This is a genomic window from Dietzia sp. IN118, from assembly GCF_032905965.1.
Taxonomy (GTDB): domain Bacteria; phylum Actinomycetota; class Actinomycetes; order Mycobacteriales; family Mycobacteriaceae; genus Dietzia; species Dietzia kunjamensis.
Genome location: NZ_JAUMSR010000001.1, coordinates 2,816,066 through 2,835,200 on the forward strand (window position 1 = coordinate 2,816,066; position 19,135 = coordinate 2,835,200).

A 19,135-nucleotide genomic window follows, 5' to 3' on the forward strand; every position below is an offset into this window, starting at 1 on the left:
CCGCTAGCGACCGGTGTAGGTGCCGGCGCGCTTCTCCCCGAACGCGGCGAGAGCCTCGCGGTGATCCTCGGTGTGATGGGCGAGCGCCTGCATCGTCGCCGAGAGCTCGAGCAGCGACTCCAGCGACTGGTGCTGGGATTCGCGCAGGAGGCGCTTGGCCATCCGCACCGCGTGCGGCGGGTTCTTGGCCACCCGGGCCGCTAGCTCACGGGCGGCGTCCATCAGCGCGTCGTGCTCGACCACCCGGTTGACCAGGCCCCACTCGGCGGCCTGCTCGGCCGTGACCCGGTCCCCGGTCAGGGCCATCTCCGCGGCTCTCGCCGGGCCGATCGCCTTGGTAAGCAGCCAGGCACCGCCGTCGCCGGGGATGATGCCCAGCTGAACGAAGCTCTCCGCGAACCACGCCTTGGTGGACGCGACCCGCAGGTCACACATCACGGCGAGGTCGCACCCCGCGCCCACCGCCGGGCCGTTGACCGCGGCCACCACCGGCACCTCGCAGTGGTACAGGGCGCGCGGGATCCGCTGGATGCCCTGGCGGTACCCGTCGCGGAGCTCGTACGGGCTTCCGCCGAACATGCCGGCCCGGTCCACCATGTCCTTGACGTTGCCGCCCGCAGAGAACGCCGATCCCGCCCCGGTGAGCACGACCGCCCGCACGTCGTGGTCCGCGTTGACCACCGCCACCCGCTCACAGATCGCGTCGACGATGGCCGGATCCGAGATGGGGTTACGGACGTCGGGCAGGTTGAGCGTCCACGTCTCGATGTGGTCGGCTCGCTCGACGAGCAGGGGCGTTGAGGCCATGGGGCTTCTTCCTGGGTAGCGGGATCGGCGTTGTCGTTCCGGGGGCCCAGTGTCGGACCACCTCGTCGGTACCCGACTGTATCCAGTGGCCCCGGTCGCCGTCACCGTTCGCCGGCGGGTCCCCTCCGCTCGGCGCCGCGCCCCTCCGCTCGGCGCCGCGGCCGTGAGACGACGGAACCCCGGCCTGGGGGGACGGGGGTTCGTGGAGTTTCTGGTGGAGCCGCGTGTCGGAATCGAACCGACGACCTTTTCATTACGAGTGAAATGCTCTACCGACTGAGCTAACGCGGCGAGCCCTTGTGGGGCGTAGCAACTATATCCGACCGACCCCCGCCGTCGAAAAACGACCCGCCCCCGCCCGGCCGTCAGCCCAGCGCGGCGCGGATCGCGCCCACCATGGCCGAGACCGCGAACTTGGGTTTGACGTTGACCTCGATCGCCGCCCGGCACTCCTGGATCGCCTCGATCGCGCGGAGGATCGCCGCGGCCGGGTAGTGACCGCCGAGCCTCGCGGCCTCCTCCGCCTTGTCCGGATGGACAGGGTCGACCTCACGGGCGCCGAGCGCCGACATGAGCGCATCGCGGTAGAACCCCGCCAGGTCCACCAGCGCGAGATCCAGTGAGTCGCGGGTGGAGCGGGTCCGTCGCGACTTCTGGGCCTTCTCGAGTTCCTTGACCGCCCCCGTCGCACCCCGCCCGGCCGACGCGGTGCCCTTGCCGGTGCCGCCCGCCCCCAGCGCGGTGCGCAGCTCCTCGACCTCCCGCTCGTCGGACTCACTGTTGCGGGCCACCGCCTCCTGCTCCGCGGCGCTGACGAGCCGGTCCGCGAGCGGGAAAGCCCGACCGGGGTTGTGCATGACCATAGGCAGCTGGAGGACGACGTCCCGCCGCTCGCGGGTCGCCTCGTCGGTCGCCAGCCACCGAGCCCGACCCACGTGTCCCGAGGACACCGACGCCGCCCACCGCGCCAGATCGGGTTCAATCGGGTCCCCGCCAGCGAGCAGCGCACGCTCGACCGATGCCGCGTCCGGCTGACGCAGTGCGACGTTCCGCGAGCGCGACCGCAGGGTCACCATGATGTCCATCGGGTCGGTGGTCGGCGAGCACAGGAGGAACACCGTCCGGCTGGGCGGCTCCTCCACGACCTTGAGCAGTGCGTTTCCGGACTGCTCGGTGAGCCTGTCCGCCTCCTCGACCACCACGATCTGCCAGCGCCCGGTGCCGGGGCGACTGGCCGCGCGGTGGATGGTCTCCTTGACGTCCTTGAGCAGGATATTCACGCCCTGCGGGGCGAGCAGGTGCACATCCGCGTGGGTGCCCGCCAGAACCGTGTGGCACGCGCGGCACTCCCCGCAGCCCACCACGTCCGGGTGCTCGCACTGCAGAGCGGCGGCGAACGCCATGGCCGCCACGCTGCGGCCGCTGCCCGGTGGACCGGTGAACAGCCATGCGTGGACCATCCGGGCATCCGACTCGTCCCACCCCTGTCCCGGCACCCGGGCACGAGCGGCCGTGGCGGCAGCGGTCAGCTCCGCCACGGCGTCGGCCTGTCCGGCCAACCGATCGAACACCCCGGGCATGGCCCCCACCTTATCCCCGCCTACCGACATACCTGCGCTCCCGGCATCACAGGTGCGAACTAGGCTTGGGCCGATGGAACGATGGGTCAGGTTGTTCAGGTGGCTGTGGGCCACCCCGTGGCCCGTCTATGCCCTGACCATGGTGCAGGCGAACATCATCGGCGCGGTCTTCGTGTTCTCGTTCCTGCGTTTCGTCCTGCCGATGGACCGGTTCCTCGACCTCGACCAGTTCCGCTTCCTCAACCAGTACCTGTTCATCGGCTATCTCGTGCTGGCCTTCGTCGGCGGCGTCATCGCCTCGACGCTGCTTCTCCTGCCCGTATTGCGGGTCGACCGGTCGGGGGCGGACTTCGACGGCGCCATCCGCCGCCGTACCCTGCGGCTGCCGTTCCACCAGGCGCTCATCTCGGGCGCCACGTGGGTGATCGGGACGCTGCTGTTCGTCGCCGTCAACGTGGGCCACTCCCCCAGGTTGGCTCTCATCGTGGCGGTGACCAGCCTGCTCGGCGGCAGCACCACGTGCCTGATCTCCTACCTGCAGGCCGAGCGGATCATGCGGCCGATCACGGTCCGGGCCCTGTCGCAGGGGGTCCCGGAGAACCGGCACGTCCCCGGCGTACGCCGTCGGATCTTCCTGGGTTGGTCACTGACCACGGTCATCCCGATCGCCGGCATCCTGCTCATCCTGACCGGCCACTGGTTCGGCCTCTTCGGCGACGATCCGGGCCTCATCCTGGTCGCGTTAGCGGTGTTGGCCAGCGTCGCCGTGATCGCCGGCGCGATCGGCATGGGGTTGGTCTCGGACTCCATCGCGGACCCGGTCCGCGAGATGCAGGCGGGCGTCAGTCGCGTCAAGCAGGGCGACCTCGAGACACGCGTGACGATCTACGACTCCTCGGAGATCGGCCGACTCGCCCAGGGGTTCAACGAGATGGTGACGGGGCTGCAGGAGCGGGAGGCCATCCAGGACTTGTTCGGCCGCTACGTCGGCGAGGATGTGGCCCGCAACGCCCTCGAGCGGGGCACCGAACTGGGCGGGCAGGAGCGCCAGGTCGCGGTGTTGTTCGTCGATCTCACCGGATCCACCGAGTTCGCCGCGTCCCACGAACCCGCCGAGGTCGTGAGGGTGCTCAACGAGTTCTTCCGGATCGCCGTCGAGTCCGTCGACACCAACGGCGGGTACATCAACAAATTCCAGGGTGACGCCCTTCTCGCGGTCTTCGGGGCGCCGCTGGAGGTGGACAACGAGGCCGGCCGTGCGCTGCGGGCCGCGCGTGCACTGCAGAGCCGACTCGCCGACCTGGCCCCGCTCACGGCGGGGATCGGCGTCTCCTACGGCACCGTCATCGCCGGACACATCGGCCACGCCAAGCGGTTCGAGTACACGGTCATCGGCGACCCGGTCAACGAGGCCGCCCGCCTCACCACGCTGGCCAAGATGGAGCAGGGGCACGTCCTCGCCTCGGCGGCCACGATCCACCGGGCCGACGCCCCCGAGGCGGCCAGGTGGGTGCTGGGCCGCAGCGTCGAACTGCGCGGCCGGGGCATCATGACCCAGCTCGCCCGACCCCTGCGCCCCACCCTCGCGGACCGGTGGCAGGCCGGCTCCGTGGCGCTGCGCCCGGCCGACGACCCGGCGCGCTGACCGCGGGCCTCAGCGGCGCGACGCCGCCGTCTTCTTCGCCGGCGACTTGCGGGCCGGAGCCTTCTTCGCGGGCGCCTTCTTCGGCGGCGACTTGGCGCGCCGCTCCGAGAGCAACTCGGAGGCGCGGGCGTCGGTGAGGCTCTCCACGGTGTCGCCCTTGCGCAGGGAGGCGTTGGACTCCCCGTCGGTCACGTACGGGCCGAAGCGACCGTCCTTGACCAACATCTGCTTGCCGGAGACCTCGTCGACCCCCATCTCACGCAGCGCCTTGGGGGCGGCGGCCTGCCGGCCCCGACGCTTGGGCTCGGAGTAGATCTTCACCGCGTCCTCGAGCGTCACCGTGAACACCGCGTCCTCGGAGTCGAGCGTCCGGGAGTCGGTGCCCTTCTTGAGGTACGGCCCGTAGCGACCGAGCTGGGCGGTGATCTCCTCGCCGCTGGTGGGGTCGACGCCCACCACGCGCGGCAGCGACAGGAGCTTGAGCGCGTCCTCCAGCGTCACCGTCGCGGGCTCCATGGACTGCATCAACGACCCGGTCCGGGGCTTCGGCCCGGTGGGGCTGTCGGCCTCCTTCTTCGCCCGGCGGGTCACGGCGGCCTTGGCCTTGGTCGCGGCCTTCTTGGCCTCAGCCTTGGCGTCGTCGTCCTTGGCGGCGGCGATCGCGGCGTCGCGCTCGGCGTCGATCCGCTTCTTCTCCGCATCCGCGTCGGCGAGCACCTTCTTGGCCCAGACCGCCTTCTCGGCGTCGGTGGCCTCGGGGAGCTTCTCGGTGACGTAGGGGCCGTAGCGCCCGTCCTTGACGACGATCTCGTGTCCGGTCTCGGGGTCCACGCCCAGCGGGCGGCCGTCCTGAGGGGTCGAGAAGAGCTTCTCGGCCACCTCGAGTGTGAGCTCGTCCGGGCTCATCCCCTCGGGCAGGTTGGCCCGCTGGGACTCCTCGGCGCCGTCCTCGCCGGCGACCATGCGCTCGAGATACGGACCGTAGCGACCGACCCGGACGTGCACCGGGCGGCCCTCGGAGTCGTCGAACACCCGGATCGAGTTGATGCTGCGGGCGTCGATCGCCTCGAGGTTGACGTCGACGAGGTTCTTCAGCCCCACGGCGTAGTTGGCCTTGTCCTCGTCGCCGGACCCCTCGGTGGCACCGAAGTAGAAGCGCCGCAGCCAATCGTCCCGGTTCTCGCGGCCCTCGGCGATCGCGTCGAGTTCGTCCTCCATCAGCGAGGTGAAGTCGTAGTCGACGAGCCGGCCGAAGTTCTGCTCGAGCAGTCCGACCACGGCGAAGGCGACCCAGCTGGGGACAAGCGCGTTGCCGCGGACGTAGACGTATCCCCGGTCCTGGATGGTGCGGATGATGCTGGCATAGGTCGACGGGCGGCCGATGCCCATCTCCTCCATCGCCTTGACCAGGCTCGCCTCGGTGTAGCGGGCGGGCGGGCTGGTGGTGTGCCCGTCGGGGACCAGGTCGGTACCGGTGAGCTGCTGTCCCTCGTCGAGGCGGGGCAGGCGCCGCTCGGCGTCGTCCGCCATCTGCTTCTCCGAGCCCTCGGCCGGGTCATCGGTCGCCTCGACGTAGGCCTTGAGGAAGCCGGGGAACGTGATGGTGCGGCCCGAGGCGGCGAAGGTGGCGCGCTCGTAGCCGGAGGCGTTGTCGCCGGCGTCACCGCTGATGCGGATGCTGACGGTCGTGCCGCGCGCGTCGGCCATCTGGGAGGCGACCGTGCGCTGCCAGATGAGCTCGTAGAGCCGGTATTCCTCGGCGTCGAGGGCACTGTGGAGCTGCCCGGGGGTGGCGAAGGTCTCGCCGGCGGGCCGGATGGCCTCGTGGGCCTCCTGCGAGTTCTTGACCTTCCGGGTGTACTGCCTCGGCGTGGGTGAGACGTAGTCGCTGCCGTACAGCTCCGTGGCCTGCGCGCGGGCGGCTGCGATGCCGCCCTCGGACAGGGTGGTGGAGTCGGTACGCATGTAGGTGATGTAGCCGTTCTCGTACAGTCGCTGCGCGATCCGCATGGTGCGCTCGGACGTGTACCGCAGCTTGCGGCCGGCCTCCTGCTGGAGGGTGGAGGTCATGAACGGCGCGTAGGGGCGCCGGGTGTACGGCTTGGACTCGACGGAGTCGACGACGAAGTCGGCACCGGTCAGCGCGTCGGCCAGCGCCCGGGCCGCCGGTTCGGCGAGGACGACGGAGTCCTTGGCCGCGCCGGTGGACTTCAGACGCCCGTCCTGGCCGAAGTCGCGGCCCTGCGCGACCCGGGCGCCGTCGACGGCGGAGAGGCGGGCGGTGAAGCTGCGGGGTTCACCGGCGTCCCCGCCGGCGGATCCCTTCGTGGCCAGGGTCGCGGTGATGTCCCAGTAGTCCGCGGCGACGAACGCCATGCGCTCGCGCTCACGCTCGACGATCACGCGGGTGGCCACCGACTGCACGCGGCCAGCGGACAGTCGCGGCATGACCTTCTTCCACAGCACCGGGGAGACCTCGTAGCCGTAGAGACGGTCGAGGATCCGGCGGGTCTCCTGGGCGTCGACGAGGTCGGTGTCGAGCTCGCGCGTGTTCTCGGCGGCGGCGAGGATGGCGGGCTTGGTGATCTCGTGGAACACCATCCGCTTGACCGGCACCTTGGGTTTGAGGACCTCGAGCAGGTGCCAGGCGATCGCCTCGCCCTCACGGTCGGGGTCTGTCGCCAGCAGGAGCTGGTCCACGCCGGCGAGTTCCTTCTTGAGCTCGGCGACCTTCTTCTTCTTGTCGGCGCTGACGACGTAGATGGGCTCGAAGTCGTCGTCCGGGTTCACCCCGAGCCGCGCCCACGGCTCCTTCTTGTACTTGGCCGGGATGTCGGCCGCGCCCTTGGGCAGGTCACGGATGTGTCCGACCGACGCCTCGACCACGTAGTCGGACCCCAGGTAGGGCTGGATCTTGCGTGCCTTGGTGGCGGACTCGACGATCACCAGGCTCCGCTTGCCGCCCGATGCTGCCTTCTTGCTCGCCACTGGAGTGCTCCCAACCTGCGCTGATTCCGTCGTCGACGCCCTTCACCGACCACCGGTCCCGGCTACGGTACGCGTGCCGGGGCCCTTCTATAGGAATTCATACCAGGCGGGATGCCCTCCACGAGAACCGTCGAGTCACCCCTCCGGCACCCACGGTGGGCTTCCCGGCGCGGGGCGCGGGGTGTCCAGATACTGCCCGGGTTCCGCCTGACCGGTCTCGAGATACCGCAGGACGATCTCGTCGACCGCCTCGTTGCCGGTGTCGAAATGGCAGTGCACGGTGCCCCGGATCCGGACGAGTGTGCCTCCCGTCGCGTCGGCGGTGGCCGGACCGAACATGCCCGGAGTGTTGGGGTCGTGGTCGGCCTGGAGGATCAGGGGCGGCGCGGCCATCTCGCGTGCCTCGATGCGCGGCGGGACCGCCGAGGGCGGGTAGAGGCAGTATCGGGTCTGCTCGGTCAACGCCCACACGTCCTCGCCGGTGCTACCCGCCGGGTCGCTGCTGCCGATCAGGGCCGGGGCCGCCAGGTTCGTCCGGGGCGGCGCGGTCTCGTTGCAGTTGATGATCTTCAGGTAGGTGGCCTGGTCGGACGTCACCGGGGGCCGGCCGGTGCGCTCCTCGGCCTCCTCCTCGATCCGCTCGTCCAGCTCCTCCGGTGTCTCGACGTCGGGCGCCGTGCCGTGCACCTTCGCCGAGATCGCCCAGGCGATGTCGGGCCAGGCGTCGGGGGACCGGCTGTAGAAGTCGAGGACCCGGAAGTAGCCCACGGCGTCGTCCGGCGTCGAGTCGAACCCGCCGGTGGACGCGACGGCGGCGTTCTCCGCCCGCACCGACCCGGTGTTGAGGGCGTCGAGGGAGCCCGCCGCCAGCGATCCGGTGGGAACCGACCCCGGGGCGTCATCGCCCGGCACGGCGGGGGGCGGAAGGAACCGGCCCGCGGCCGCCCCCTCCGACAGGTCGAGCTCGTGGATCCGCCGGTACACCTTCAGGGCGGTGTCCCCCAACGCGTAGACGTCGTCGTACTCGGCGATCCACGCGAGGACGTAGTCGCGCGCCCGGTGCCGATTCTCCGCCTGCCGCTGGTGGAACTCGTACCACCACGTCTCGGACGGTCCGACCGAGGAGTCCAGCACCATCCGGTCGAGGCTCTGCGGGAACAGGGTCTGGTACATCATCCCGATCGCGGTGCCGTAGGAGTACCCGAGGAAGGAGATGCGCTCCAGGCCCATGCGTTCGCGGACCACCTCGTGGTCGCGCACGATGTTCTCCGTGGTGATGGACCGCACGAACTCCGGGTCGGTGGCCATGCACCGCGCGGCCTGCTCGTTGAGGTCGTCGTCGTCGTCGGGGTCGGAACGGTCCGGGGCCTCCACCTCCGGCCCGGGGAGACACTCGAGCGCGCCCGATCCCGCCAGGCCCCGGGGCTGCACGATCACCAGATCGTGGGTGCGACGGATCTCGTCGACGGCGGAGTCGTCGTCCCTGTCGAGTGCGGTGTACCAGAGGGTGCGGGCGTCGCCTCCCGGCCCGCCGGGGTTGGAGAACAGTGCCCCCTGACGATCGCCCGTGGCGGTGATCCTGCGGACCTCGATCCCCACGGTGCGACCGTCGGGGTCGGCGTGGTCGACGGGGACCGTGACGGAGGCGCACAGGACGTCGGGGCGGGGCAGGCGGTGGAGGACGTCGGCCGCCGACTCCGCGGGGCACGGGGTCCAGGTCACGACGTCAACCCCGGTCAGGGTGGAGGTGGGTGCGGGCGTGGCCGGGGCGACGGGTGGTAGTACGACGACGACGAGGGCTGCGGTCGCGGACGCGACCAGGCGTCGTGAGAAGTGGGGCATGATGACGAGTTTTTCATCTCCGCTGCGTTCCGGGGGGTTTTCCTGCGGGGGGACCGCCCGACTGGCAGCAATAGACAGATCGGTCTAGGGTGAGGGAAGAAGCCACGTCGCCGAACTGGAACCTGTTACAGTCCCGGTCACACGGTCGTGGCCGCGGGCTGCGCCGGAATCGGCGTACCGTCGAGGGCTGAACGGGAGCCGCGACAAGCCTCGATTCATCACGACTTTCTGGAGGTCAGCACCGGTGGGCAACTCGTCCAAGACCAAGCTGGACAAGGTGGTCATCCGCATCGCGGGTGACTCGGGCGACGGCATGCAGCTCGCCGGTGACCAGTTCACCTCCGAAGCCGCCGCCTTCGGCAACGACCTGGCGACCCAGCCCAACTACCCCGCCGAGATCCGGGCCCCACAGGGCACGATCCACGGGGTCTCGAGCTTCCAGATCCAGATCGCGGACTATGACATCCTCACCGCCGGTGACCGTCCCGACGTGCTGGTGGCGATGAATCCGGCGGCGCTCAAGGCCAATATCGAGGACCTGCCCTCGGGCGGCATCCTCATCGTCAACTCCGACGAGTTCACCAAGCGCAACCTCACCAAGGTCGGGTACGAGTCCAACCCCCTGGGGTCGCCGGCCTTCGAGGCGTTCCAGGTGCACGAGGTCGCGATGAGCACCCTGACGATCGGTGCAGTCGAGTCGGTCGACCTCGGCAAGAAGGACGCCGAGCGCTGCAAGAACATGTTCGCCCTGGGGCTGCTCACGTGGATGTACGGGCGCACGGTCGACTCGATCGAGAACTTCCTCAAGGACAAGTTCGGCAAGAAGCCGACCATTCTTGAGGCCAACATCCTCGCCCTGCACGCGGGCTGGAACTACGGCGAGACCACCGAGGCCTTCGCCTCGGAGTACGAGATCGCCCCCGCCAAGCTGCCCGAGGGCCGCTACCGTCAGGTCACCGGCAACACGGCGATGGCCTACGGCCTGGTCACCGCGGGCCGGTCCGCCGACATGCCCGTCTTCCTGGGCACCTACCCCATCACCCCGGCCTCGGACATCCTGCACGAGCTGAGCAAGCTCAAGCAGTTCGACGTCACGACCTTCCAGGCCGAGGACGAGATCGCCGGCGTCGCCGCGGCACTGGGCGCCTCCTACGGAGGAACCCTCGGTGTCACGTCCACCTCCGGTCCCGGTCTGGCCCTCAAGTCCGAGGCCATCGGCCTGGCCGTGATGACCGAGCTGCCGCTGGTGGTCATCGACGTCCAGCGTGGCGGCCCCTCGACGGGCCTGCCGACCAAGACCGAGCAGTCCGACCTGTTGCAGGCCCTGTTCGGGCGCAACGGCGAGTCCCCCGTCGCGGTGATCGCCCCGCAGTCCCCCGCGGACTGCTTCGAGATCGCCCGCGAGGCCGCCCGGATCGCGGTCACCTACCGGACCCCGGTCATCGTGCTGTCCGACGGCGCGATCGCCAACGGCTCCGAGCCGTGGCTGCTGCCCGACGTCGCCGCCCTGCCTGCGATCGACAAGAACTTCGCCACGGCCCCCGAGGCCGAGGGCGAGGGCGACGACGGCAAGCCCGCCTCCGAGTACCTCCCCTACGCCCGTGACCCGGAGACGCTGGCGCGCGACTGGGCCATCCCGGGCGAGCCCGGACTCGAGCACCGCATCGGCGGACTGGAGAAGGCCAACGGCACCGGCAACATCTCCTACACCGCCGACAACCACGACCTCATGACCCGGACCAGGGCCCTGAAGATCGCGCTCATCGACGTGCCCGATCTCGAGGTCGACGACCCGTCCGGTGAGGCCGACGTGCTGGTGGTGGGCTGGGGTTCGTCCTACGGGCCCATCGGCGAGGCCGTACGCCGCGCCCGCGCGAACGGCCACCGCGTGGCCCGCGCCCACGTGCGTCACCTCAACCCGCTGCCGCACAACATCGGTGAGGTGCTCGAGCAGTACCGTCGGATCCTCGTCCCGGAGATGAACCTGGGACAGCTCGCCATGCTGCTCAAGGCCCGCTTCCCCGCCGACATCCAGCCCATCACCAAGGTGCACGGTATGGCGTTCTCGGCCGAGGAGCTGCAGACCGCCATCGAGTCCGAGTTCGCCGGCCGCCTCGCCCACACCGAGCACGACAAGTACCGCCTGGCGCTCGACGGGGTCATCACCACCACCGGCGAGCCCGCGGCCCGCAACCGGCGGATCGGGCACACCGCCACCGGCACCACCACCGCCAACCGAACCCGCTGACCTGCGAGCGAGGAGAGGAACCCCATGACCACCACCGAATCCGGCCTCGTCGGCAGCGCATTGCCGCTCGACGCGTTGGCGTCCGTGCCCAAGACGGATGCTCCGCAGAAGCCCAAGGACTACACCTCCGACCAGGAGGTGCGCTGGTGCCCCGGCTGCGGCGACTACGTCATCCTGGCCACCATCCGCGCCCTGTTGCCCAAGCTCGGGCTCAAGCGCGAGAACATCACCTTCATCTCCGGCATCGGCTGCTCGAGCCGTTTCCCGTACTACCTCGAGACGTACGGGATGCACTCGATCCACGGCCGTGCCCCGGCCATCGCGACCGGCCTGGCCACCGCACGCCCCGACCAGTCGGTCTGGGTCGTCACCGGTGACGGCGACGCCATGTCCATCGGCGGCAACCACCTGATCCACACGCTGCGCCGCAACGTGAACTTGAACATCCTCATGTTCAACAACCGGATCTACGGGCTGACCAAGGGCCAGTACTCGCCCACCTCCGAGCCCGGCAAGGTCACCAAGTCCAGCCCGATGGGCTCGCTGGACCACCCGTTCAACACCCTGTCGCTGGCGATCGGCGCCCAGGGCACCTTCATCGCCCGCGCCCTGGACTCCGACCGCAAGGGCCTGACCGAGGTCCTCGACGCGGCCGCACGCCACCGCGGCACGAGCTTCGTGGAGATCCTGCAGGACTGCCCGATCTTCAACGACGGTTCCTTCGACCTGCTCCGCAAGGAGGACGCCGGCGACCACCTGATCCCGGTGCGCCACGGCGAGAAGATCATCTTCGGTGACGACGGCCAGCACTGCGTCGTGCGCCGCGGTTTCTCCCTCGCGGTGGCCGCGACCGCCGACGTGGACGAGGCCGACATCGTCGTCCACGACGCCCACGCCGACGACCCGACCTACGCCCACGCCCTGGCCAACCTGTCCAGCCAGGACCTCGAGTACACGGTCACCGGCATCATCCGGCAGGTCCGCCGCGACACCTACGACGACCTCGCCCGCGGCCAGGTCGCCGCCGCCAAGGAGACCTCACCCACGGACCTGCAGGCGCTGCTCGACGGCAGCAACACCTGGACCGTCGGCTAGGGCCGAAGGCACCACCCGCGCCGCGTCAGCGGCGTCGGAACCAGCCGCCCGCGGGGGCGGTCACCGGCTCAGATGCGCCTGGTGACCGTCCCCGTGATGCGTCCTCGGGCGTCCCACGTGCGCTCGACCACGTCGGCCACGCCGTGCTGGTCGACGCGCACGGCGGTGGTCGACCGGGTGCCGTACCGCCGGCCGATGCGGACGAACCTCGACGACAGTCGCCACTCGTGCGTCAGCGGCACGCCCGTGCGCGGCATCGTCCACGGTGTCGCCGGGCGACGATCGGCCAACACGTCCAGCAGCGCCCCGGACCAGTCCGGGCCTGTCATGACGTCGGTGCCCATGAGCGCTCTGACGTCGTGGACCGCGCCCACCACCTTCGGCCAGGGGGTGTCCAACGAGGCGTTCGACAGCCCGTGGACGCCGGTGCCGAGCGCAACCGGGCCGCGGGTGGAGCGGTTGGACGCCCACCACATCCGGTCGAGGTCGCCGGCCAGGAGGTTGACGCCCCCGTAGCGATCGAGGTCGTCGACGACGTGGTGGGCGAACTCCGCGACGGGCACCGGCCCGGTGAGCGCGTCGATGGGCAGCTCGCCGCGGGAGGCGGCTGCGGGGAGCACGGGTCCGGGCTCGCGCACGTTGGTCACCGCCGAGAACCGTCCGCCCGGGGCCACCGCGAGCCAGGTCCCGCCCGCGGTGACGTCCCGGCCGGCGACGATGCCCTCGGCGCCACCGGCGTCGGCGGTCCACTCGTGCAACGGCTCGGTGGGCCGGCTCAGGACCTCGTCCCGGTTGGCCACCACGATCAGCGGGTAGTGAGGGTGGACCCGACGGGCGACGACCAGCATGCACATACCCCCACGGTACTTCGGGCGGCGTCCGCGCAGCGCAGGGCCGACGTCCGGTGCAGCGCAGGGCCGACGTCCGGTGCAGCGCAGGGCCGACGTCCGGCGCGACGGCGCCAGATGTGATGCCCAGCTAGCCGGGCCAGTGCTGCGGCGGGACCCCGGCGGGCGCGGGCCCGATGCTCTGCGCCAGACGCGCGCGGGCCCGGGCCGTCCCGAGCCGCAGCAGCGGCCCGCCACCCTTGGAGCCGACGTAGGTGGTCCGGATCCCGACGCGGTCCAGCGCCGCGCGCAGGGCGTCCCGTCGAGGCGCATGGTGCTCCATCGCGGCGTCGATGCCCAGCTCGACCGCTCCCCCGTCGGTGACGTGGCCGGCGGTGAGCACCCAGACGCGCAGCGCACCGGCGGAGGGCGTCCACCCCTCGGGCACCGCGGTGACCGCGCCCCGCCGCCAGCGGCGCACCACCGGTACCAGGGCCGGGGTCCGCGCGGTCGACACCGTGCAGCGGCCGTCCGGGCCCGCCTCCGAGCGGATCGGATCGAGTCCCGCCTCCGCCAGGAGGGACTCCAGCGCGTCCGCCCGCCAGGCCGCGTCGAGGGCCACAGAGACCTGCGCGAGCTCGCCGGCGAGGGTGGACTGACCCCGGGCGGCCAGCGCCCCCTCCAGGTCCGAGGGCTCGGGGACGTGGTCGTCCGCGGCGAAGAACGACAGCTGCGTCACGGACCAGAGCCTACGGTCGACCCCCGACACATCGCGAGGCCCCCACCGCGCGTGCGGTGGGGGCCTCGCCGTGATCGAGCGGAGCGCCTCAGATGGCGCGGACCTCCTGGGCCTGCGGCCCCTTCTGGCCCTCGCCGACCTCGAACTCGACGCGCTGGTTCTCCTCGAGCGACTTGAAGCCCGAGCCCTCGATGGAGGAGTAGTGGACGAAGAGGTCGGCCGAACCGTCCTCAGGGGCGATGAAACCGTAGCCCTTCTCCGCGTTGAACCACTTGACGGTGCCCTGTGCCATTTTGATGTGTTCCTTTTCCGTACTGCCAGGTGCGACTCGCGGGATGGCCACGCGTGTCGGGCCGGCGCCCCCGACCACGGGGTTCCCGTGGACGATGGTGACGACCGGGTCCAGTACATCACGACCGCGGCGCGAGGAGAACAGATCCGGGGTAGGCCGATCCGGCGCACGGGGTGATCAGCCCTCTACGGTCGAGGGGTGACGACCTACGGACGCGAACTCCTCGGCCACCTGCTCGAGCAGCTGCCGGCCGGGGCGTCGCCTCTCACGCACGCCGTCGACCTGCCGGCGCGCGAGGCCCGGCACGCCGACTGGCCGGCCTGGGCGCACCCCGGTCTGGTGGACGAGCTGCGTGGCCGCGGGGTCGAGCGCCCGTGGGCCCACCAGGTGGCCACCGCCGAGCACGCGCACGCGGGCCGGAACGTGGTGGTCGCGACGGGGACGGCGTCCGGCAAGTCCCTCGGCTACCAGCTGCCCGCACTCAGCGCGCTCGCCGCGGACCCGGGCGCCTGCGTGCTCTACCTGGCCCCGACCAAGGCACTCGGGCAGGACCAGCTGTCGTCCGTCATCTCGCTGGTGGACGCCGTGCCCGAGCTCTCCCACGTGGCACCTGCGTCCTACGACGGCGACACCCCGACCGACGCCCGGCCGTGGATCCGGGAGAATTCCCGGTGGATCGTCACCAATCCCGACATGCTCCACCTGTCACTTCTCGGCCGGGCCCGCCAGTGGACACGGATCCTGCGGGGGCTCCGCTTCGTCGTCGTCGACGAGTGTCACTCCTACCGGGGGGTGTTCGGCTCCAACGTCGCCCTGGTCCTGCGCCGGCTAGACCGTCTCGCGCGGGCGCTCGGCGCCGCACCGACCTACGTCCTGGCCTCCGCCACCACCTCCGACGCCGGCGTCGCCGCGACCACGCTGGTCGGGCGCGAGTGCGTGGAGGTCACCGAGGACGCCTCCCCGCAGGGCGGACGGACCGTCGCACTGTGGGAGCCACCGCTGATGGAGGGCCTGTCCGGGGAGCACGGCGCGCCGGTCCGGCGGCCCGCCCCGGTCGAGGCCTCGACCCTCATGGCCTCCCTCGTCGCGGAGGGTGCGCGGACCTTGACCTTCGTCCGGTCGCGGGCCGGTGCCGAGTCGACCGCGTTGCGGGCCCGCGAGCGGCTCGCCTCCGAGCACGGGGAACGCGGCCGCGAGCTGGCCGGACGGATCGCCGCCTACCGTGCCGGCTACCTGGCCGACGACCGCCGCGAACTCGAACGCGGCCTCGCCGAGGGCGAGCTGGTGGGCGTGGCCTCGACCTCGGCGCTCGAACTGGGCGTGGACATCTCCGGGCTCGACGCCGTGGTCAGCGCCGGCTTCCCGGGCACGATCGCCTCGTTCTGGCAGCAGGCCGGCCGCGCCGGACGCCGAGGACAGGGCGCCCTGGTGATGCTGGTCGCGCGCGACGACCCGCTCGACACCTACCTCGTCCACCACCCCGACGCGCTGCTCGGCCGCCCGGTCGAGGCCACCGTCACCGACCCGCGCAACCCCGTCCTGCTGGCCGGGCAGCTCAGGTGCGCCGTGAGCGAGCGGCCCATGCCGCACGACGAGGCCCGCGCGTGGGGTGCGACCGACGTGCTGGAACGGCTCGCCGCCGACGGGTTGGTGCGGCGCCGACCGGCCGGCTGGTACCCGGCCGCCGACGACCACACCCCGCACGCCGAGGTCGACATCCGCGGCACCGGTGGGGCGGAGGTGGTGATCGTGGACGCGGTCGACGGCCGCATGCTCGGCACGATCGACTCCGTTCGGGCCCGCTCCCAGGTCCACCCGGGGGCGCTCTACCTGCACCAGGGTGAGTCGTTCGTGGTGGACGAGCTGAACCTGGAGGACGGCCTGGCACTGTGCCACCCCGAGGTGCCGGACTGGACGACCAGCGCACGTGAGCAGGTGTCGATCGACCTGATCGAGACCCTGGAGTCGGTACCCGCCGGTCCCGTCACCCTCTCGCTGGCCGACGTCGAGGTGACCACCCGCGTGACCGGCTACCAGCGGCGGCTGCGTGGCGGCGAGATCCTCGACGTCACCCCGCTCGATCTGCCCGAGACCACTCTGGCCACGCGGGCCGTGGTGTACACGCTCACCCCGCAGTTGCTGCGGGTCGCCGGGCTGGAGGAGGCGGACTGGCCGGGGGCGCTGCACGCGGCCGAGCACGCGGCGATCGGGCTGCTGCCGCTGGTCGCGACGTGCGACCGCTGGGACATCGGCGGCGTGTCGACCGCCCTGCACCCGGACACCGGGTTGCCCACGGTGTTCGTCTACGACGGCTACTCGGGCGGCGCGGGCTTCGCCGAACGCGGGTTTCGGCGCGCGACCGCGTGGCTCGGCGCGACGCTGGCCGCGATCCGCTCCTGCGAATGCGAATCGGGCTGCCCGTCCTGCATCCAGTCCCCCAAGTGCGGCAACGGCAACGACCCACTGTCCAAGCCTGGCGCGATCGCGCTGCTCACCGAGGTGGTGGGACAGCTGGGCGGCGTGGGTGTCGGGGAGCCCGCGCCGGCCGGGCCCGCCGCCGGTCCCCGCTGACCCGTCAGGCCGGCCCCGCCCGGGCCACCGCCGAGCCCGACCGCACGCCGAACACCCCGAGATCCACGCGCACCTCGGCGCGGGCCACGACGTCGTGGCCGTCGACCCGGCAGACCGACAACTCCGCACTGTTGGAGGCCGCGATCCCGGCCGCCGCGGCACACGCGTCCTGCCCCGCGCGCAGGGCGTGCGCTCCGGCCAACGCGGCCAGGTCCGCGGCGGCCCGGGCCGCATGCGCGGCCACCGCGGCCCGTCCCACCAGGAGAACCGCCACCGTCAGTGCCAGAACCGCGGCGACGGCGAAGGCGGTCATGACGGTCATGGCGCCCTCGTCGTCGTCGACCACCCGCCGCCACCCCGGCGAACGGGGTGCGGCCGCACCGGATCGGTCAGGTACGGGGGGCGTCATCCCACCGCCCCCGGCTCGGTCCGCGCGACCGCCCGGCCGCGAAGCTCGACACCGGGCAGGCCCCGCGCCGGGGCCACGACCACGGCCGTGACGTACGACCCGCCGCCGTCCACGGACACTTCCGCACCGGGAGCCACCGCCCGTCCCGCCGCGACCCCGTCGCCCGCGCTCGCCATCGCCGCCACCCGGGCGGCCTCCCTCGCCGCGTCGACCACCCGGATCTGCGTGAGCGCCGCGCCGGCCCCGGCGGCGGCGACGCCGAACACCAGCACCAGGGAGGCGATGCCGAGGGCCGCCTCCACGGTCACCGACCCGTCGTCGCGGGCCGACGCGGTCCGGAGCCGCCGCAGCGCCATCACACCGAGGTGTTGAGGGCTTGTTCGATGATCCCGCCGAGCGCGTCGGGGATCGAGTCGCCGCTGACCACGGTGTAGAGCACCGCGCCGAACGCGGCGGCGGCGATCGTCCCGACGGCGTACTCGACCGTCGACATGCCGGCGTCCGGGGTGGTCACGGCACTGAACCGCCTGGCCAGGGCGGCACGGGCCCGGGCTATCGGCGCGCCGGAGACCGCTGGCGTGCAGGCGGCGTTCCGGGCGGCGTTCCGGGCGGTGGAGTGGGTGGTGGAGTGGATGTTCATCTGGGTTCTCCTTCTTCGGTGACCGGGGCGGCGTCTCCGTCCCGGAATCGGTGTGGCCGGCCGGTCCGCTCACGGCAGGACTCCCGGCAGCATCCCGTCGGCCAGGCCCACGACGACGGGGAGGACTCCCAGGCAGACGAACGCCGGGAGGAAGCACAGGCCGAGCGGGCCGGCGACCATGACGGCGGCCCGCTCCGCCCGGGCGGTGGCGACGGCGTCCGCCTCGGAGCGCAACCGATCGGCGGCGTGTCCGAGCGCGGCCAGTACCGACCCGCCGCCGTCGGTCGCGCGGGCCAGAACCGGGGCGATCGGGGCCAGCCGGGCGGCGTCCGGGACCTCCCGCCACGCCTCGGCCGGGGCGGCGCCCAGCCGCATCCGCGCCGCGGCCGCCCGCAACGGACGCGCCGACGCGGGATCGGAGTGATCGACGGCGTCGGCGACCGCGGCCAGTGCGTCGGGCACGGGCAGACCGGACTGCAACGCAACCGCCAGCAGGTCCACCAGCTGGGCCAGGGCTCCGGTGTCGGCGCTGGTGGGGCCGCGGCGCGTGATCGTGGCCAGGGCGCGGGCGGCCACCTTCGAGGGGAGCCTGCCGCCGGGTCGATCGCTGTCGCGCGCCCGGGGTGTCGATCCCTCGGCACCCACCGGGAGGGCGTCCGCCCTGTCGGCGGCCCGCGGGCGCCACGGCGCCACGCACAGCGCGGCGGCGAGCAGGAGGACGGCCGCGGTCATCGGGCGGCACCGCCCGCGATGCGGTCGGTCCACAGCAGTCCGGCGGACAGCAGGACCGACCCGGCCAGACACAACCCGCCGCCCAGCGCGCCGCTGCCCAGGACCCCCAGCGGGTCGGCGCCGAAGCCGGACCCCAGGAGCACGCCCAGTCCGGGGAGCGCGGTGAGGATGACGGAGGTGGCTCGGGGTCCGGCGAGGGTGGCGTCCACACGCAGCGCCCGCTGCCGCCGCGAGGCCACGTCGGCCCGCAATCCGTCCACGACGTCGGCCAGCACCACCCCGTGTCGGGTGGCGAGGAGCCAGGCGCCGGCGAGCTCCCCGGCGACCCGGTCCCCGTCCGGGCCGTCGCCTCCGGCGGGTCGCAGGGCTGCCGCGACGTCGCCGCCCAGGCGGGCGTGTGACCCCGCCGCGGCGAGGATCCCGGCCACCCGCGGGTCGTGCGCGGCCGCGGCGTCGGCGGCCTGCCCGAGGGCGCCTCCCGGCCCGGCGCCGGCACGCAGGGCCGAGGAGGTGTCGTCGAGCGCACGCTCCCACGCCCCCAGTCGCGAGAGACGCTGTCGGCGTTCGGTGGCCCGCCCGCGCAGGTCGGCCGCGGCGCCACCCAGCACGGCGGCCGCGCAGGCGTGGATCGGGCCCGCCGCCACGAGCGCGACCGTGCCCGCGGCGACAGGCCACAGCACGCCGATCGGCACCTGCGCGAGGGCGTACCGCAGCCGGGCC

The 19,135-nt window shown here is 72.2% G+C and carries 16 protein-coding genes and 1 tRNA gene; 4 read left to right on the forward strand and 13 right to left on the reverse strand.

Features of this window, described 5'->3' with window-relative positions:
- Positions 1-3: 3 nt before the first annotated feature.
- The 3 genes from Q2K20_RS13500 to Q2K20_RS13510 form a co-directional block, all read right to left on the reverse strand.
- Entirely contained in the window at positions 4-807 is an 804-nt protein-coding gene (locus tag Q2K20_RS13500) for a crotonase/enoyl-CoA hydratase family protein (protein ID WP_069389208.1), read from the reverse strand.
- A 215-nt stretch (positions 808-1,022) separates the two neighbouring features.
- Positions 1,023-1,098 (reverse strand) — tRNA-Thr (locus Q2K20_RS13505).
- A 74-nt stretch (positions 1,099-1,172) separates the two neighbouring features.
- Positions 1,173-2,387, reverse strand: coding sequence for a DNA polymerase III subunit delta' (locus Q2K20_RS13510; protein WP_069389207.1), 1,215 nt, complete (start codon positions 2,385-2,387; stop codon positions 1,173-1,175).
- A 73-nt stretch (positions 2,388-2,460) separates the two neighbouring features.
- On the opposite strand from Q2K20_RS13510, the gene Q2K20_RS13515 reads away from it, so the two are divergent.
- On the forward strand, positions 2,461-4,032 hold the full coding sequence (locus tag Q2K20_RS13515) for an adenylate/guanylate cyclase domain-containing protein (RefSeq protein WP_269528920.1): 1,572 nt from the start codon (positions 2,461-2,463) through the stop codon (positions 4,030-4,032).
- Positions 4,033-4,041: 9 nt separating this feature from the next.
- Here the strand turns inward: Q2K20_RS13515 and topA are convergent, their stop codons facing one another.
- Together topA and Q2K20_RS13525 are read right to left on the reverse strand one after the other, a co-directional pair.
- Complete coding sequence (topA, locus tag Q2K20_RS13520) at positions 4,042-7,020, reverse strand: type I DNA topoisomerase (protein WP_067711464.1); 2,979 nt, start codon at positions 7,018-7,020, stop codon at positions 4,042-4,044.
- A 135-nt stretch (positions 7,021-7,155) separates the two neighbouring features.
- A complete protein-coding gene (locus Q2K20_RS13525) occupies positions 7,156-8,862 on the reverse strand; it encodes an alpha/beta fold hydrolase (protein ID WP_317176844.1) in 1,707 nt (568 codons plus the stop codon).
- A gap of 244 nt (positions 8,863-9,106) precedes the next feature.
- Here Q2K20_RS13525 and Q2K20_RS13530 point away from each other — a divergent pair, with 244 nt between their 5' ends.
- Both Q2K20_RS13530 and Q2K20_RS13535 read left to right on the forward strand, forming a co-directional pair.
- Complete coding sequence (locus Q2K20_RS13530) at positions 9,107-11,110, forward strand: 2-oxoacid:acceptor oxidoreductase subunit alpha (RefSeq protein WP_067711455.1); 2,004 nt, start codon at positions 9,107-9,109, stop codon at positions 11,108-11,110.
- A gap of 24 nt (positions 11,111-11,134) precedes the next feature.
- Positions 11,135-12,205 (forward strand): 2-oxoacid:ferredoxin oxidoreductase subunit beta, encoded by a 1,071-nt coding sequence (locus Q2K20_RS13535; protein WP_069388588.1) that lies wholly within the window; start codon positions 11,135-11,137, stop codon positions 12,203-12,205.
- Between the two features lie 68 nt (positions 12,206-12,273).
- Here the strand turns inward: Q2K20_RS13535 and Q2K20_RS13540 are convergent, their stop codons facing one another.
- The 3 genes from Q2K20_RS13540 to Q2K20_RS13550 all read right to left on the reverse strand — a co-directional run bounded on the left by Q2K20_RS13540 (position 12,274) and on the right by Q2K20_RS13550 (position 14,063).
- Positions 12,274-13,059, reverse strand: coding sequence for an NRDE family protein (locus tag Q2K20_RS13540; RefSeq protein WP_067711449.1), 786 nt, complete (start codon positions 13,057-13,059; stop codon positions 12,274-12,276).
- Between the two features lie 124 nt (positions 13,060-13,183).
- Positions 13,184-13,771 carry a hypothetical protein gene (locus Q2K20_RS13545; RefSeq protein WP_269528919.1) on the reverse strand — a complete coding sequence of 196 codons (588 nt, stop codon included), beginning with the start codon at positions 13,769-13,771 and terminating at the stop codon, positions 13,184-13,186.
- A gap of 88 nt (positions 13,772-13,859) precedes the next feature.
- Entirely contained in the window at positions 13,860-14,063 is a 204-nt protein-coding gene (locus Q2K20_RS13550) for a cold-shock protein (protein WP_067711447.1), read from the reverse strand.
- 198 nt (positions 14,064-14,261) lie between these two features.
- On the opposite strand from Q2K20_RS13550, the gene Q2K20_RS13555 reads away from it, so the two are divergent.
- Complete coding sequence (locus Q2K20_RS13555) at positions 14,262-16,634, forward strand: DEAD/DEAH box helicase (RefSeq protein ID WP_301162174.1); 2,373 nt, start codon at positions 14,262-14,264, stop codon at positions 16,632-16,634.
- Between the two features lie 4 nt (positions 16,635-16,638).
- Here Q2K20_RS13555 and Q2K20_RS13560 read toward each other — a convergent pair whose 3' ends face one another.
- From Q2K20_RS13560 to Q2K20_RS13580, 5 genes are all read right to left on the reverse strand, one after another.
- Positions 16,639-16,980, reverse strand: coding sequence for an Rv3654c family TadE-like protein (locus Q2K20_RS13560; protein ID WP_313313053.1), 342 nt, complete (start codon positions 16,978-16,980; stop codon positions 16,639-16,641).
- A 59-nt stretch (positions 16,981-17,039) separates the two neighbouring features.
- Positions 17,040-17,399, reverse strand: coding sequence for a TadE family type IV pilus minor pilin (locus Q2K20_RS13565; protein WP_159981113.1), 360 nt, complete (start codon positions 17,397-17,399; stop codon positions 17,040-17,042).
- Positions 17,399-17,683 carry a DUF4244 domain-containing protein gene (locus Q2K20_RS13570; RefSeq protein ID WP_410494203.1) on the reverse strand — a complete coding sequence of 95 codons (285 nt, stop codon included), beginning with the start codon at positions 17,681-17,683 and terminating at the stop codon, positions 17,399-17,401. The genes Q2K20_RS13565 and Q2K20_RS13570 overlap by 1 nt, the downstream gene beginning before the upstream one ends.
- Positions 17,684-17,752: 69 nt before the next feature.
- On the reverse strand, positions 17,753-18,415 hold the full coding sequence (locus tag Q2K20_RS13575) for a type II secretion system F family protein (protein ID WP_082923650.1): 663 nt from the start codon (positions 18,413-18,415) through the stop codon (positions 17,753-17,755).
- The coding region (locus Q2K20_RS13580) for a type II secretion system F family protein (protein ID WP_317176845.1) at positions 18,412-19,135 on the reverse strand (724 nt) is incomplete at its 5' end. The genes Q2K20_RS13575 and Q2K20_RS13580, both read right to left, overlap by 4 nt.